The 16010-nt window shown below is 39.0% G+C and carries 18 protein-coding genes; 6 read left to right on the top strand and 12 right to left on the bottom strand.

Annotated elements, in window-relative coordinates; translation table 11 throughout:
• The first annotated feature begins 72 nt into the window (after positions 1 to 72).
• From J7E52_RS01110 to J7E52_RS01100, 3 genes are all read left to right on the top strand, one after another.
• Complete coding sequence (locus tag J7E52_RS01110; RefSeq protein WP_214743311.1) at positions 73 to 606, top strand: response regulator transcription factor; 534 nt, start codon at positions 73 to 75, stop codon at positions 604 to 606.
• Positions 607 to 955: 349 nt separating this feature from the next.
• Positions 956 to 1276 (top strand): YbjQ family protein, encoded by a 321-nt coding sequence (locus tag J7E52_RS01105; RefSeq protein WP_095391560.1) that lies wholly within the window; start codon positions 956 to 958, stop codon positions 1274 to 1276.
• On the top strand, positions 1276 to 1503 hold the full coding sequence (locus J7E52_RS01100; RefSeq protein ID WP_214743310.1) for a hypothetical protein: 228 nt from the start codon (positions 1276 to 1278) through the stop codon (positions 1501 to 1503). Before J7E52_RS01105 ends, J7E52_RS01100 begins: the two co-directional genes overlap by 1 nt.
• Before the next feature lie 64 nt (positions 1504 to 1567).
• Here J7E52_RS01100 and J7E52_RS01095 read toward each other — a convergent pair whose 3' ends face one another.
• The 5 genes from J7E52_RS01095 to J7E52_RS01075 form a co-directional block, all read right to left on the bottom strand.
• The gene (locus J7E52_RS01095) at positions 1568 to 2029 is read right to left on the bottom strand and encodes a carboxymuconolactone decarboxylase family protein (RefSeq protein ID WP_214743309.1); all 462 of its coding nucleotides are present in this window, start codon (positions 2027 to 2029) and stop codon (positions 1568 to 1570) included.
• Between the two features lie 85 nt (positions 2030 to 2114).
• Positions 2115 to 2984, bottom strand: a complete 870-nt coding sequence (locus J7E52_RS01090; protein ID WP_095391537.1) for an RNA polymerase sigma-70 factor — start codon at positions 2982 to 2984, stop codon at positions 2115 to 2117.
• 210 nt (positions 2985 to 3194) lie between these two features.
• Positions 3195 to 3935, bottom strand: a complete 741-nt coding sequence (locus J7E52_RS01085; RefSeq protein ID WP_214743308.1) for a hypothetical protein — start codon at positions 3933 to 3935, stop codon at positions 3195 to 3197.
• Positions 3936 to 4234: 299 nt separating this feature from the next.
• Positions 4235 to 4411: a hypothetical protein gene (locus tag J7E52_RS01080; RefSeq protein WP_164855090.1), complete on the bottom strand. Its 177-nt coding sequence runs from the start codon at positions 4409 to 4411 to the stop codon at positions 4235 to 4237.
• Between the two features lie 374 nt (positions 4412 to 4785).
• Positions 4786 to 5682 (bottom strand): LysR family transcriptional regulator, encoded by an 897-nt coding sequence (locus tag J7E52_RS01075; RefSeq protein WP_214743307.1) that lies wholly within the window; start codon positions 5680 to 5682, stop codon positions 4786 to 4788.
• A gap of 134 nt (positions 5683 to 5816) precedes the next feature.
• Between J7E52_RS01075 and J7E52_RS01070 the strand changes: the two genes are divergently transcribed.
• Together J7E52_RS01070 and J7E52_RS01065 are read left to right on the top strand one after the other, a co-directional pair.
• Entirely contained in the window at positions 5817 to 6800 is a 984-nt protein-coding gene (locus J7E52_RS01070; protein WP_214743306.1) for a DMT family transporter, read from the top strand.
• Positions 6801 to 6810: 10 nt separating this feature from the next.
• Positions 6811 to 6954 carry a YrzO family protein gene (locus J7E52_RS01065; RefSeq protein ID WP_133350491.1) on the top strand — a complete coding sequence of 48 codons (144 nt, stop codon included), beginning with the start codon at positions 6811 to 6813 and terminating at the stop codon, positions 6952 to 6954.
• A 256-nt stretch (positions 6955 to 7210) separates the two neighbouring features.
• On the opposite strand, the gene J7E52_RS01060 is transcribed toward J7E52_RS01065, so the two are convergent.
• The 4 genes from J7E52_RS01060 to J7E52_RS01045 form a co-directional block, all read right to left on the bottom strand.
• The gene (locus J7E52_RS01060; RefSeq protein ID WP_214743305.1) at positions 7211 to 7837 is read right to left on the bottom strand and encodes a class I SAM-dependent methyltransferase; all 627 of its coding nucleotides are present in this window, start codon (positions 7835 to 7837) and stop codon (positions 7211 to 7213) included.
• Positions 7838 to 7883: 46 nt separating this feature from the next.
• A complete protein-coding gene (locus J7E52_RS01055; RefSeq protein ID WP_214743304.1) occupies positions 7884 to 8786 on the bottom strand; it encodes an NAD(P)/FAD-dependent oxidoreductase in 903 nt (300 codons plus the stop codon).
• Positions 8787 to 8852: 66 nt separating this feature from the next.
• Positions 8853 to 9266, bottom strand: coding sequence for an Rrf2 family transcriptional regulator (locus J7E52_RS01050; protein ID WP_214743303.1), 414 nt, complete (start codon positions 9264 to 9266; stop codon positions 8853 to 8855).
• Between the two features lie 330 nt (positions 9267 to 9596).
• The gene (locus J7E52_RS01045) at positions 9597 to 9863 is read right to left on the bottom strand and encodes a hypothetical protein (RefSeq protein WP_192824874.1); all 267 of its coding nucleotides are present in this window, start codon (positions 9861 to 9863) and stop codon (positions 9597 to 9599) included.
• A gap of 165 nt (positions 9864 to 10028) precedes the next feature.
• Between J7E52_RS01045 and J7E52_RS26740 the strand changes: the two genes are divergently transcribed.
• On the top strand, positions 10029 to 10835 hold the full coding sequence (locus J7E52_RS26740) for a hypothetical protein (protein ID WP_225989170.1): 807 nt from the start codon (positions 10029 to 10031) through the stop codon (positions 10833 to 10835).
• A gap of 547 nt (positions 10836 to 11382) precedes the next feature.
• Here the strand turns inward: J7E52_RS26740 and J7E52_RS01035 are convergent.
• From J7E52_RS01035 to J7E52_RS01025, 3 genes are all read right to left on the bottom strand, one after another.
• A complete protein-coding gene (locus J7E52_RS01035) occupies positions 11383 to 13287 on the bottom strand; it encodes an endonuclease MutS2 (RefSeq protein ID WP_214743302.1) in 1905 nt (634 codons plus the stop codon).
• 653 nt (positions 13288 to 13940) lie between these two features.
• A complete protein-coding gene (locus J7E52_RS01030) occupies positions 13941 to 14093 on the bottom strand; it encodes a hypothetical protein (protein ID WP_153246156.1) in 153 nt (50 codons plus the stop codon).
• Positions 14094 to 14291: 198 nt separating this feature from the next.
• Positions 14292 to 16010 (bottom strand): adenine deaminase C-terminal domain-containing protein, encoded by a 1719-nt coding sequence (locus J7E52_RS01025; protein WP_214743301.1) that lies wholly within the window; start codon positions 16008 to 16010, stop codon positions 14292 to 14294.

Here is a 16010-nt window from a genome sequence, read left to right as displayed (position 1 = left end):
CCAAAATAGTTTATTGTGAAACGAGTAAAGTAAACAAGCTATAGCAATTCAGAAAATAAAGATATATGTAAATTGGTTATAAAAGAAGCTGTTGAAAATAATGCATTTGCTTTAAGTTCATTGCAAAATACTACTGTAAAAACTAAAAATCAAATTTCCGGAAAGGATTTTAGTGTTATATCTACCCCGTTCCATGAAATTAAAAATAAGGAATTGCAAGGCTATGTAGGTATATTCACAACGGATGATAGTGAACATTTTAAAATGATTTCTGAAATGCTCGCTAATCAAATCTCCTACGAGTTACATGTGTACCGTGAGAAATTATTAATTGAAGAAATAATAAAAACAGATAAATCAACTTTATTCACCAGGGAACCGCTTCATAAAGTTGATTTGCGGATAATCCAGAGCATAACTCAAGGTCTCAAAGATAAAGAAATAGCTGATAATCTGCATATAAGTATTTCTACAGTTCGTAACCATGTAAATAAATTGTTTGAAGAATTAAACGTAGCCTCCAGATCACAATTAATCAGCTTGTATTATAAGAATAAATTGCATGAAATTCTTCATGAAGTTAAGATGGAAAACCGCAGTTTATAGTACCTTTAGAAATAAAAAGCAAAAATTCATTTTGAAGGTGGGCAATTAGCTCAAAAAACAGCAGGAAAAACACTGATGAATTTAATCCCATTTCTTTTCTGCGAAATGGGATTTTTTATGCTTACCCGAAATATGTTACATGTTAAAGAAGTGAAATCCCTATTGTAAGAGGGATAAAGCTTATATTATGTTAAAATTTTAAACGAATGATTACTGCGCTTGATAAACAAGGAACTACATGTAATATTTAAATTTCATGCGAACTTAGACCATTTGTTTATGCCTTCAGTTCAGGAAAAGTTCATGAAAAGTTTTAAATAATAAAGTAAATAAGTCGGAGGCGATTAATGTGTTGGTAGTTACCACAGAAAAAATTGAAGGATACAAAATTGTAGAGGTAAAAGGGCCTGCCTTCGGTCTAATTGTAAGAAGCAGAGGGATTGGCGGCGATATCATGGCAGGGTTAAAATCCCTGGTAGGCGGGGAAATCAAGCAATATACAGCGATGCTTGAAGATTCAAGAAAAGAAGCTATGGACCGTATGATAAAAAATGCCACTGAAATGGGTGCAAACGCAATTATAATGATGAGATATGATTCTGGGGAAATCGGTACGAATATGAGCGAAATTGTTGCATATGGAACCGCCGTCATTGTGGAGAAAATATAATGATATTCATCATAGGGTACTATATATTACAAATTATTATAGTTATCTTATGCATTTTACTTGGATACTTTATCTATGATAAACGGTTTAAACGCAATCACGGTGTAAAAGTTCCTGATGGATTTCAATCGACAGATGAAATAAATATTGACCCCGTGACAGGAGAAAAAACAAGGGTGTATTATAATCCTGATACGGGTGAACGCTTTTATAAAAAAGAAAAATAATTAAAAAGCCACGTTTTTACAATTAAAACCCCTTGTAACCATACAAGGGGTTTTGATAACGACATTATTTTTCCATTACAGGCTTATAGTGCCCTGGTATGTTTTGGGCTGAAATGGCCAATCGGTTCCAGCCATTGATCGTGATGATTATGGTAACGAGATCGATATATTGTTTTTCATCAAAATGAAGGCGAACCCTCTCATACAGTTCATCAGGTACACCGTTGGCAGAAATGGCCGTGACCGCTTCCGTCAATTCCAGAGCTGCCCTTTCCGAATCAGAATAGAATGGTGATTCACGCCAAGCACTCAAACAGTAAATTCTTTGTTCCGTTTCACCCATTGCCCGGGCATCCTTTGTATGCATATCCAAGCAGTACGCACAGCCATTGATTTGAGACGCGCGAATTTTAATCAATTCGATTAATGCGCTATCGATTTCCGTTGTTTTCTTGTACTCCTCCAAACCCATCATTAATTTGACCACTTCACGATTTGTCTTCATGTAGTTAATCCGTTGTTCCATGTCAATCTCCCCCATTAAATCTTTTTAGGTTCCACTTATAAGACAAAATAGAGGTTTGATTTGTGACATCCAAAAATGAGAGCCCTCAATCTATCACAGGAATATGATTTAATTTATCGGGATTGGTGACAATGAAGATTTTGCGGATATTTTTTTGTTTTGGATCTAATTCAAAGCAGATGACTTTGATAGGCTTTCCTTCTTTCATTTGCAAAATTCCCTCCTGGCCATTGACCATCACCGGAAGAAGTTCTCCTATGAAGCCTCCTTTAGCAGAAACGCCTTTAAGAAAGGAGGATACGCGCTGTTTGGTTACAATTGGGTTTAATGCAGAAAGCACTTTTCCTCCGCCGTCAGTAACAAGGACAACATCTTCTGTAAGAAGATCCAAAAACTCCTCAAAGTTTCCTGTCGCAGATGCTTTTATGAATGTTTTTGCCAACAGATCGACATGTTTCGTATCCTCCGGATGGACTGGCCTATCATTCTGTAATTTCCGCTTAGCCCGGCTGTAGATCTTTCTGCAGTTCACTTCATTCTTTTCTAGCATCTCGGCGATATCTTCATAGCTGTAAGTGAATGCTTCCCTAAGCACGAAAACCGCTCTTTCAACAGGTGAAAGCTGTTCCAGCAAAACGAGGAAGGCATATGCAACCGTTTCATCCGTTACGACCTTATCTAGAGGCTGATCTGTTTCGTTCACCCGAGGTTCTGGCAGCCAAGGTCCTGTGTAAACCTCTCTTCTCTTACGGGCTGATTTCAAAAAATTCAGACAGCGATTTGTCGTCATTTTCGCAAGGTATGCTTTCATGTCCTTAATTTCGTCGGTATCAAGCTTAAGCTGCAGGAATAAATCATGAACGATATCTTCTGCATCGGTAACCGATCCAAGCATCCGGTATGCGATGGAAAAAAGAAAAGGTCGATATGTCTTATATAATGTATCCAACTCCACTTGCTTCACCTATTTTCTATCAAATTCGTTTTTCGAAACCTATCACTAATTATTCTCTAACCCAATCATTTATCCTTCTTGATCTGAATAAAGCAGACAATCCTATCATACAAAAAAGAGCAGCAAAAAAGCTGCTCTCAGACTGTAGACAAACTAGCTCTCTACCGTTCAACAGGATTCCTTTTCCGACAAATTCATTACCATTTTCTATTAAAATGGTGTACCAAATTTCGGATACCCATTTATCAATGGTACTTCATACCATACGATATCATCAAACATTTTTACAACCCGCGGCATGAAGCCTTCTTCATAATCTTCCGGGTATTGAACGATCGCATGGTAAACGCGGTCGCCATGTTGAAAAACCGACACTGTACCCAATATGGAGTAATTACTGCCCTTCTGACTAATGTCAAATTCGACCTCAGACCAATCGAATCGGTTAGGCGTATTATCAGATCGCTGTTTAATCTCAAAATCGTTGCTTTTCACAGCTTCCCTCGCAAACTCCGCCTGTTCTTCTATTGTCGCATTCGTACCTTCACTTTTGGAAAATATCTGAACTTTGGCATCCTCATTTCTCTTGCCTGCAAAATTCGCAAAAACAATCATTGCATCTCCTTCACCAGAACTAGCCTCTTCAACGACCATGTCATCCACGATGTAGGTTGAGAATCCCAATGCCTGACTATGATGAAGCGTGAATCGGAATGTTTCTTCCATACCTTCCAATATGATCATATCCGTTTTCGTATTTGGCCGATCTTTTGCCGGATCATCGACCGATTCACCTGGAGGATCTTCATCTTGTCCGTCGGTTTGCTTAGGATTATCATTTGGCTTTTCTGAAATTGGTGGGGATTCCTTATTTTCCTCCTGGACACCTTTACAAGCACTAAGTCCTGTTACCAAAAAAACGGCTGCCAAAATCAACAATATCTTTTTCATTGGAACCCTCTTTTCATGTGTTTTAACAAATTATTATACGGTCCCATATGTAAAAAAGTTACACTATGCTTCATTGAAGTATCAGACTTTATCGACTAAAAAGGATCGATACTCCACTCGTTCCGAAAAGGAAAATATGAAATTGATTCCTTTTGATGCGTCCATATCTTTATTCAACTAAACTACTCGATAGACAGTAAAGAATCGCACGTTTAAAAGGCCGCCAATTGGCGGCCTTCATAACTTCCATTGCCTCATATAGACTAATTGAAAAATAAATGTTTATGTATCGTTTATGGTCAAGATCCAATGCTATGTTCCACTGCAGTATCCCAACTAGGAAAATAATACAATGCATTTTTCATTAACTCTGGATCTGACTTCTTTACCTCTTTCTTTCGAGGCGGCTTCCCTTCTTTTTCTACCAATGCAGAAATTTGATTCACGACTTCTTCAACACTCATATTTACTTCCATCTCTGTTCCCTCCTTCTTACTCCTATTTATATATTTTCCCAATAAATGAGAAACAATACAATTTCTCTATAGCTAAACTACCAGTTTAGCTATAGAAGGATATCTTTTCTCTAATTTGAATGTATGACAAAAAGCCAACGAAATCGTTGGCTTTTGTCTAAATGATTCACAATGCTTTTCCAAGTTAACGTTAGAACATGATTAATAAACGACAAGCATAAGGAAACCGAAGCAATAATAAATACCATACTATGCTATATCGCTGTCCCAGTATCCCCATGTTTTTTATGTTTTACTTTTTTATGAATAGTTTCGTAGCCTATTCAGCGATCCTCTATCCTTCCATGTAAAGCGATTTGCTGCTTCCCCTTCCTTCATATCAGCTCAGGAGCTGTTTCTGGGCTTTGCTTGAACCGGTCTTCATGATGAGCTTCAATCGTGTGCAGGAAGCTTTTCATGGAGTTTGTCATATAAGCATCTTTACGGTGAATGAAGATTGTCGAGATATTGCGGTATTCTTCCGGAATTGCATGCACGTGGACTTTTTCATTGGCTGTTAGATGATTCACCGCCGATTGTGGTACGAGGGTAACGCCAAGACCGAGTGTTACGCTGGTTAAGATCGTTTCCAATACATTGAACTCCATGATCCTTTTGGGCATCACTTCTTCTTCCCTCAGCCATTGTTCCAGTTTGGAGCGATAGCCACACCCTTGACTGAATACTAAAAATGGCTCTGTTATGATTTCTTCAAGGTTAAATGTTTGATTTCTTGTAACTAATACAAGTTTTTCTGTACAAACATCGTATGGCTGAATGAGCGGATGTTTGATCGGTCCTGTAACAAAAGCGCCATCCAGCCTGTGTTCAATGACATCTTTGATTAAGTCTTCCGTTAACCCCGCCTTTATGGATAAATCGACATTTGGATACTGTTTATGATAGGAGGCCAGAATCTTGGGAAGATCGCTGACCGTTTCAACTGTACCGATGTTCAATATCCCTGTAGGTGTTTCACTATCCAGGAATACTTGCTTGAGTTCTTCTACATCAAGCAAAATTTTGTTTACATACTCCAGCATCTTTCTGGCCTCCGCAGTTAGTGACATGCCACGTTTATGCCTATTGAATAAAGGCGTCCGTAACTCCTGCTCTAAATGCTTAATCCTCGCCGTTACATTGGATTGGACGTAATTCAACTCAACAGCCGCCTTACTTACGCTGCCATATTTAGCGACGCACTGGAATATTTGCAAATCCCTCATTTCCACAAAAGTGCCCCTCTTTCTCAACTATCATTAATAATGATGATTATATTCATTTTAAGTCATTTTACATGATAATGACTTTATCATAAGATGTGTATAGGAATTAAATCAATCATTATTTTCGAGGGGAAGCTTTTATGAAAAAAAATCAAATTTTAATCGGTGCACTTTTATGTTTGACTGCCAGCATTTCTTGGGGAGCGATGTTTCCAGTTGCAGAAAGGGCCTTAATGTATATTGATCCTTTTTATTTCGCTTTTTTGCGATATTTAGCTGTTAGCGTCATTTTAGGGATATTGCTTTTAATTAAAGAGGGTAAGAAGTCTTTTAGCCTGGAAGGGCAAGGAAAGAAGCTATTGTTTTTTGGGACGATGGCGTTCACTGTCTACAATTTTCTCATTTTCGCAGGTCAAGATTTACTGGGACATAACGGGGTGATTGTTGCTTCCATCATGGAATCATTAATGCCCTTGATTTCAATTTTAATTCTGTGGGTTTTCAAAAATGCCAGACCCATGAAGTATACCATCGCCAGCATGTTACTTGCCTTGATAGGGGCCATTCTTGTCATTACCAACGGCAGCTTATCATTCGTATTTTTATTGAAAGATAGCGTCATCCCTATCCTTTTCATCCTTATCGGGGTTATAGGGTGGGTTATTTATACGATGGGCGGCAACCAATTTAACGGATGGTCAACACTTCGCTATTCGACTTTAACATGCATTTTAGGAACAGCAGTATCAGCCATCATAACCTTCCTCGCAACGGCAATGGGTCTGTCCGTCCCTACGGCAGAGGTTATGCAATCCATTTATGGCGAGATGATCTTCATGATTATTTTCCCTGGTGCCATAGCCCTTTTAAGCTGGAATTTAGGCATTAAACTTTTAACGCCGATCAATGGAATCCTATTTATCAATTTAGTTCCAATCACCACGTTGGCCATCGTTTTCATCCAAGGAGGATCACTATCATCATTCGAATTACTCGGAACTTTTTTAGTGATATATGCTTTGATTCAAAACAATTATTTTCAAAGAACGAACTTGCCTTCCCGGGTTAAGGAAATGAATCCAAGTGAAAAGAATCATTTAATTAAAGGTACACAACATCAATAGGAGGGCAACAATGGATTTATTAACGCTTATGCTAATCTTTGGATTGGCTGTACTTTGGGAATTGGCAACGATTAATAAGAATGTGAAAAAGATGAATGAGCAAAATGCAGAATTGATCAATCTATATAATGAAAGAAGGAAAAGAATTCAATAAAATAGACTTTTGGAAATACAACGCAAAAAAGCTCCTCATTTAGAGGGGCTTTTTTGCATTTTTGATGATCGTACTATTCACCAAGCTAAATCGACGGCCCTATATTCAAGCTCAGCTTATTGGCATGAACCTCCTTGATTGCATGTCCACAGTCCACTTGCCTTCACTTTGCTCGGCGGCTGAAAGCAAATAGAAAAGAGCATGTGATTGAAAAAATGATTGATCAAAACATGCCCTTTTTATGAATAAAGCCATTCTAGTCTTTTTGACATTTTACCATTATAAATTTAAATGGAGGTTTATTTTCCATATTCTTATGGGGCTCAACAATTTCCGAAAACTCTATCAGCCCATAATTTCCAAATTCCTGTTTAATCGAGTCAGGATCATAAAAAAACATTTTCATCCCTTCTATTATCTCGAAATAGTCTTTATCCAGTTGTTTGCCCTTACCAAACATTGGGGCTTCTTTTGAAATAGTGGTGAAAATCATATATCCGTTTGGCTTTAACTGATTATAGCAATCTTTAATAAACTTATCTCTCTCACGATTATTCAATAAGTGAATAAGGGCATAACAAAATATACCATCATAAAGTTTATTATCAAAAGGCATATCGGTTACTGAACCATGAAAAATATTAAGATTAAGCCCATTTTTCCTTGTCAATTCAATTGCTGTTTTTGAAATTTCGATACCTGTTACATTTATTCCGTTGTCCGTAAAAATCTTGGCATTTCTGCCATATCCAATACCAGGAATCAATAGATCCTTAACTTTCTTTTCAAGGAAAAAATCCTTTGTCGAGATTGCAGAGTCTGAAGGTTCAAGTCCCCACATCATTTGATTTTCTATAAAACTTGATTCCCAGATTTCCGTCATACTTCATTCTCCTCTACAAATGGTCTCTTTCTTTTAAAAAAGGATTTTATGCCTCCAAAAGAAATGCAGCTTCAACTAAATCCATGATGACTCCAGCCGCCGCTTTATTGCCCTCCGCCGCCGCAATCACTAGCTGAGAAGGCGTGCTGAGTGATGTATCCCCGCATGCATATACCCCTTCAACCGTTGTTCGTCCAAATGAATCCACATTAATCCCGCCGTTCGGAGTGATTTCGCAGCCGAGCTGTTCCGCAAAAGGAGCAGACTGCACCAAGTCTGTCACCACAATACCTGCCTCCCTTTTGATTTCCTGTCCGTTTTGCAGCCGGATCGATGTCAGCTGCCCTCCTTTCGATTTAACTTCAATCTTTTCTTTCACGACTGTCACGTGCTGCCTAGCCAAGATATCCTTCTCCTCATCAAGCACCTGATAGCCATTTGTAAACACCATTACATCACCGCTCCAGTTTGACAGCAGTTTTCCCATATGAAAAGCCCGTTCATTTTCTGCAATTACCGCCAATGCTTTGCCGCGCATTTCCCAGCCGTCACAAAAAGGACAGCTGAAAACACTCGTTCCGTATACATTCTGTATGCCTGGAATCTCCGGCAAAACATCCCGAAGACCTGTTGCGAGAAGCACTTTTTTCGCCATGTAATCCGTTCCGCCTTTCGTTTGAATTCGGAACACACCACTGGCTTTTTCAATAATCTCCACCCGCTCCTCCTTAATGGAGACGGACGGATATTTCTGGACATCCGTTCTTGCCCGCTTCTTGAATTCTGACGGCTTTACCCCATCCTGTGTGATAAATCCGTGCGACTCCTGCGTCACCCGGTTACGAGGTTTATCCTCATCAAACAAAATTGTTTTCCGTCCAGCACGCCCCATGACCAATGCGGCATTCAGTCCTGCAGGTCCTCCGCCAATAATTACACAATCCAACACATGCAACACTCCTTCTTCATAATATCTATTAAGGACCCTTAATATCCTTAATTTGTGTAAAAAAATTTATTTTTCTTTTTTTGTCTCCTGGCTCTGCTCCGCAATGCTTTGAATCGTCCGTCCAGCCAGTTCTTTCTTCATGTTGCCTTCCGCCTCGATCATCACGCGCTCAATTAAACACTCGCTTTCTTCATGGTCAAACTCACAGTTGAAAAGCACCGACTGCCCCTCCACCGCTTCAATAACATCCAGAAACGAAATGTCCTGCGCGCGGCGTGATATGCTATAGCCGCCTTTTGCCCCTGGCACTGATTCAATTAATCCAGCCTTCACAAGCTTCGTCAAAATCTTCGACAAGTACGTCGGGGACAAATCCTGCATGTACGCCAGCTGATCCACGCTTACCGTCTGACCTTTTGGTTCCATCGTTAAATGCACCATTGTATGTAGTGCATAATTGGTTGCCTTTGAATACTTCATTGATGCACCTCATAATTAAAACTATTACAGACTTTTAATATCCGTAATTGATTGTAACTCAAGCTACGAAAAACCGCAAACCTTTTCACCTCACCTAACGATGATCATACTGCTAAAATTTTTCCTTGTAATAATCTAAACTTACATTATTTAAACAACAGTACGCTCATATTATGTATTCCTTTTTAGAACAAGTATATCCACACGAGAAAGTAAAGCAAAAAAGGGTATGGGCCCTGTTAAACAGAACTCATACCCTGCCGATGTCTAACTTTTTGGGTGGAACACGGTTTTTACAACCTCTATATTACGATTTCATTAATCATCAGTTTATTCACCAAGCTTTTTCCGGATATCCGCTGCTACATTCTTTAATGCCTTTTTCGATCCCCGCTCTAAGTCATGGTTCAATTTCCTTTCCTTGTAGCTGACAAATAAAGAATCGAGATCATAGCCTTCAGGATATAAATCGACGGCTTTTATTTCAAGCTCGAGCTTATTGGCATGAACTTCCTTGAAGGTATCTTCGAAAAGTACGGTGACATCTATCCCGCTAAACAAGGAGAGCCGTATCATTTTTGAAATTGTACTGGTCATTTTTGGAACCCACCAACTAAAAAAATAGTTTATTTTTGGAAACAAGGCTTAGTAAACTGTGACTACTATTCTAGGCAGTTATGTTAGCAGTTTACCCCTGAACGCACCGTTAAAATATATTTCTGAGATTTTTTGAGTTAATTAATTTATTGAAGGGGGAGTAAAATGTCGTTATTTAAGAAGGTATCAATACTGACAGTTTTAATGTTATTGTGCAGTTCACTAACATCTATAAGTAGTTTTGCAAGCGAAGAACCAATCCTTGAAAATGTTTTAGCTACAGAAAAAGTGGAGGGATTTTCAACTAAAGTTGATTTAGATGAATATGTCGTATCTAAAGATTTTGACCTAGAAGATGAAGTTGCAAATATGCCATCCATTGATAAAATGACTACTGAAGAAAAAGAATTATTTGATTCCATTGTAGAAGAACAAGTAGCCTTGGCTGGATTAGAAAATGAAGAAGAAGAAAAATTATTTGCTAATGCCATGGTTGATTTTTTTGATGAAAATTCAGAAACATATAATGATCTTTCATTGGCACAAACTGAGTTAATAGAACAAGTTGAAGAAATTAACACAACAACTTATGAAAATGATGATGAAATAGAAGTTTCTGCCAAAAAGATTTTTGACAAAACATTTGCCATTGAAAAGGCACATGCTGTTCAGGTGAAAGTTGGTGTAAAGTTTGCTGGCGCTGTATTTAATGGAGCAATTGGCTTTGCTATAGGCGGCGGTGTTGGGGCTATTCAAGCATTTATTATTAAAAAAGGTAAAAAAGAAGCAGAAAAGTTATTCACAAAAACTGTGGTTAGTCGTTTAAAGGCATGGGGAGCTCCAAAATTAGCTTTAGCTACAGGTGCTTGTGTAACTATAGCTTTAAATTATTTAGATGTTGGCAATCAGATAGCAAAACAACTTGATAAAAGAGATAAAAGGCCTAATAATGGTTGGATAGATTTTTATTAAATTCAAAGGATGATTGATTAATAATGAAAAAATCAAAAAAATATATTGTCCTATTTCTCTGGGTAGTATTATTTTTATATTTCTTTGATATGTATATGCCCAAAGGTATTTATTATTTTGTTGTAGGAATACCAGTACTTTTTCTAAGTTCAATTTTCATTTTAAAGATGTTTGATTATTCAAAAGATGTAAGAAGCTAAATATCTAGGTGATACTAACAACCTTTTTCAGATGATGTATGTATCCCTTTCTTATTTTATCTTTCATCTCTAATTGATTTTGTTGTTACTTCGTTTTTTGAATATTTTTTTAAATTCAATAGCTATTAAACTTGATTACTATTAAAATTCCCTCTTTACAATTTTTGATTGTTTAATACCTTTATATCTGCATCTAGAGCCTAATCCTTCTTTCTCCACACGAGAAATTAAAACAAAATTAAAGGGTATGAGCCCTGTTAAACAGAACTCATACCCTGCCGATGTCTAACTTTTGGGTGGAACACGGTTTTTACAACCTCTATATTACGATTTCATTAATCATCAGTTTATTCACCAAGCTTTTTCCGGATATCCGCTGCTACATTCTTTAATGCCTTTTTCGATCCCCGCTCTAAGTCATGGTTCAATTTCCTTTCTTTGTAGCTGACAAATAAAGAATCGAGATCATAGCCTTCAGGATATAAATCGACGGCCTTTATTTCAAGCTCGAGCTTATTGGCATGAACTTCCTTGAAAGTATCTTCGAAAAGTACGGTGACATTATTGAAGGAATCCTTTTTCTTATAAACGATCGCGTATCCATTCAGTTCGCTTACCTTCACTTTGTCACCGACTTCATATTCATAAGCTGATTCTTTAGGAACGGCTGCTGGCTTCGCTTTTTTGATTTTACCTTCCTGGACACGCTCCAAGTCGTAGTCTTTATTTTCGATATAGAGCTTTGCCTTTTGCAGAACCTTTTCACGGACATTCATTTTTTTAGCTATCCAAAGGGCATTGCTTTCCCCGGATTGACCGATCAACAGCTTGTATTTTGGCTCAAGTGTTTCACTGTTGAATTGCATGGCCGCATTCATGAAATCACTGTGTATTTCCGAATAGCGCTTGATTTCACCATAATGGGTGGTCGCAACGGTTATGCACCCCCTTTGATAAAATTCCTCAAGGATGCTAATCGCTAATGCGGCTCCTTCATTCGGTTCCGTTCCGCTCCCGATTTCATCGAACAGCAGCAAGGAGTTATTGGTTATTGCCCCCATGATTTCCGAGATGTTTTTCATATGCGATGAAAACGTGCTCAGTGCATTTTCGATGCTTTGATTATCACCGATATCGACGAATACCTGATCGAAGACGGCAAGCTCCGTTCCCTCTTTCCCGGCAACATGCAGTCCTGACATGACAGCCAAAGTAAGGATGCCGATCGTTTTAAGGACGACTGTTTTACCCCCGGCATTTGGGCCTGTAATAATCAAGCTGCGATAGTCCTTACCGATTTCAAAATCCAAAGGTACGCTGTCTTGGGGCAAAAGTGGATGCTTACAGCCCGTTAATTTAATATAACCGTGATCATTGATTTTCGGTTCGATGGCATCCATGCTTTTACTGAACTTGGCTTTTGCGAAGATCATGTCATATTGACTGATCAACTCGATGTTTATCTTGATCGGTTTCAGCTGTTCGAAAACCGTTCCGGATAATGTGGCCAAAAGTTGATACTCTTCCATCGATTCTTCCGCTTTTAAACTTGCCAATTCTACATTCAATTTCGTAACAGAGACAGGTTCAATGAAAACGGTAGCCCCTTTTGCCGATACTTCCACGATCGTTCCGGCCACTTGATTTTTATAGGAAGCTTTGATCGGGATGGTGTAGCGATCATCCTTTTTACTGATGAAAAATTCCTGAATGAACTCTTTATTGGCTCCGCTTTTCAAGAACTTATTCAGCCGTTCCTCTATTTTACTTTCTGTCTTGATGATTTGGTTCCTAATCCGTTTCAGGTCCTTGCTTGCTTCGGAAACGACAGCATTTCCCTTTATGGTGAATTGGATTTCTTCTTCAATGCTCCTGAATTCAGTCATGGAGCGGGCGTAGGAATGCAGTGTCGGTGCAAAGAACTCTTTATCGGTCATGAATTTCTTTATATTCCTGCAGCCTCTTAAGAAGTCCGCTATCGCCACTAACTCTGACGGCTCCAAAATCATTCCTTTTTCCAGTTTGTCGATATGGAGGCCAATATGTGAAATGCCCTTTAAGGGAATATGGCTTTCCGCATTCAGTAAGTTCCTTGCCTCCGTGGTCTCGTTCAAACGATTTTCAACGACCTTCAAGGTGCTGCTCGGCTTAAGCTGATCTAATAACGCTTTTCCTAAACCGCTTACGCAATGGTTTTTGACCATTTCCTTGAGTTGGGTATATTGTAATTTTTCATAAGTCATTGTATTCATCTAATGATCCTCCTTGAATGAGTGAGTGATTAAAATTCCCGAATCCAAAAAATGCCCGCAATGGTCCCCCTACCTTTACAAATGAACAAGCCATTTGAGTAGAAAGCTCCTGCGGGCATCGGCCTTATCCATGGATAAGTACCTAAAATCGATAACAAATAGGGCAGCTCGAATAGACCTGCGTACACAAAAAAGCATGATAGGACAAATCCCACCATGCTTTTCGCCGTAACACCTGCATGTTACACGATTTATGGAAAAGGAAGCAGTCTTAAGGTAGGTATTCACAATGCAGAATTGCACTGTAAAAAAAGGCATACGTAATCCACTGACATATCAGTGATTAAATACCTTATTCAACTAAATTAGTTGATACCTACTCCCGACATAAAACACCACACCTTTTCTTAGATTGGAATTAACATACCATATCAGTAAGAAAGAGTCAATTCATTTTCTGCCATTTTCCAAAGTTTTATTAAAATATTCAAGAAAAAAATGCAACCAAGCCCATAGTACTCCCCTTTTCATTGTCTGAATATTTACTTTAAAATTGGGGTATGTTATCCTTATATTGACATAAACTAAAAACAGCCTCATGCGCTAACATGAGGCCGACAACTAGCAAGAGTGGTTGGTCACAACTAACTTAATTAATCGTCAGAAGAAGAACCATTGCCATCTTGGGAGGATGAGTGGTTCTTTTTCCGTTTCTTGGCGAACATAGACAGGATAAGACTGGTTGCTACAGCAACAAATATCTCTTTACCCATATCTGTAATCAAGTTCAATAAGAAATGAATCAAGCGGTCACCTCCTTTCCAATCTATCATTAGATGGAAAAGCAAAGCATGACCTACCACTCTATCCTCAGTTGTTCCTCTATTTTAACATATATTCCCCTTAATGGTAATTATATGAAAACAAACAAGTCCAGCTAACATTTGACGCCAGGTAAGTCATTAAGAAAAGGGGATTATCCATTGGATAATCCCCTTTTCGGTTTAAGCTTCATCATCCATTATGAGAGGGACTGTTTTCCCTTCGTTCACGTTGATCAATCCATGGTCGGTTATTTTCAGTGCCGGACTGACAGGAAGCGATAAGGTGCTTAAAGACATGATGACATTATAATGTTCGTAGCCTAACGACTTAAGTGCATCTGTCAGGTGCTGAACTTGCTTTGATACGATGTCCATCGGCTCTTCGGAAAGAATCCCTCCAACCGGAAGAGGAATCATCGATAGGACCTTGCCATCATGGACGCAGCAGACACCGCCTTGCTTCCTTATTACTTCGTTAGCGGCAATCATCATATCCTGCTTATTATGGCCAATCACCAGAAGATTATGGTTATCATGCGAATAGGTTGTGGCGACAGCTCCACGTTTCAATACATCGCCGGTGATCAACCCGTGCGCCCGATTACCGTTTTTCCCGTATCGTTCGAATGTGGCGATTAAACCATAAGGGCTTCCTTCCCAGCATAATTCACCATTCTTCCCTTCTAAACGATCATGGGTTTCAGATGTGAAAGTAGAACCATTCTGCACATTGATGATCCGGCACATGCTGCGTTCAAGTTTATCCGGGATTGTGATGGTAAAATCATTTTCCGTAAGTTCCGCAAGCTTCACACTTTGATAGAAATGCTCAGGAAATTGTCTATCCTTCACTTCTTGGACATATGGGCGTGAAGATTCATAAACTAGGTCACCTTTTTTGTATACTTGTTCAATTTCAAATGTTTCCAAATCCGATAGCAGCAGGAAATCTGCTGTTTTTCCAGGTCCAATGGCGCCGCGGTCATACATCCGCATCCGCTGTGCAGGTGTATAGGTGCATGCATAAATGGCTTTTTCCGGAGTCATCCCCATTTGAACGGCTTTCTTTAAAAGGACGTTCAGATGTCCCCTGTTTTGGAAAGAGTCGGTCATGACATCATCGGTGACAAAGCAGAAATGTTCATCCACCTGATTTTCCTTCAAGTAATCTATCACTTCTTCAGTCATTGATTTCTCTTGAATCTCAATGAACATCCCGGCAGCGATCCTCGCATCCATCCCTTCCACGGTCTGGTGTGTATGATCTGAGTTCACTCCGGCATTAATAATCTTTTGCAAGTCCAAGTCGAGCAGCTTTGGAACGTGCCCCTCTATGATCAGATCTGGATAACGGGAACGGATATGGGACAAGATCTTATTCGTTTTGCAATCCGGGTCGGTTATGACCTCATAGTAATTCATGATCTCGCCGAGACATATAATGTTCTCCGTTTGCATCAATTCGTCTATATCATCTATTTCGATCGAACCGCCTGTTGTTTCCATCGAAGTGGCTGGAACGGAACTAGGGATGGCATAAAACATATCCGCTACGCAATCTTGACTTGCTTTGATCATTTCCTTCACACCGGAAATGCCGAAAACATTGGCCATTTCATGCGGTTCCGGCACGATCGTCGTCACGCCATTTTTGATTAACCCGTAGGAAAAAGTCGCAGGCGTCACCATCGTACTTTCAATGTGGAGATGGATATCGATCAGACCTGGAATCATATACTTCCCTTGTCCATCAACGATTATATCCGGCTCGAAGGCATCCAATTCACGTTCACCAATATAATAGAACTTTCCATCCTTGATGGCTGCATTCCCTTTAATGAATCTTTTAAAATAGCTGTTAAACACGTTGATATCCCTTACAAGCATATCTATTCGCAT

It is taken from the genome of Bacillus sp. ISL-34 (genome assembly GCF_018613325.1).
Classification (GTDB): Bacteria; Bacillota; Bacilli; order Bacillales; family DSM-1321; genus Peribacillus.
This window is presented reverse-complemented; position numbering and strand designations above follow the sequence as displayed.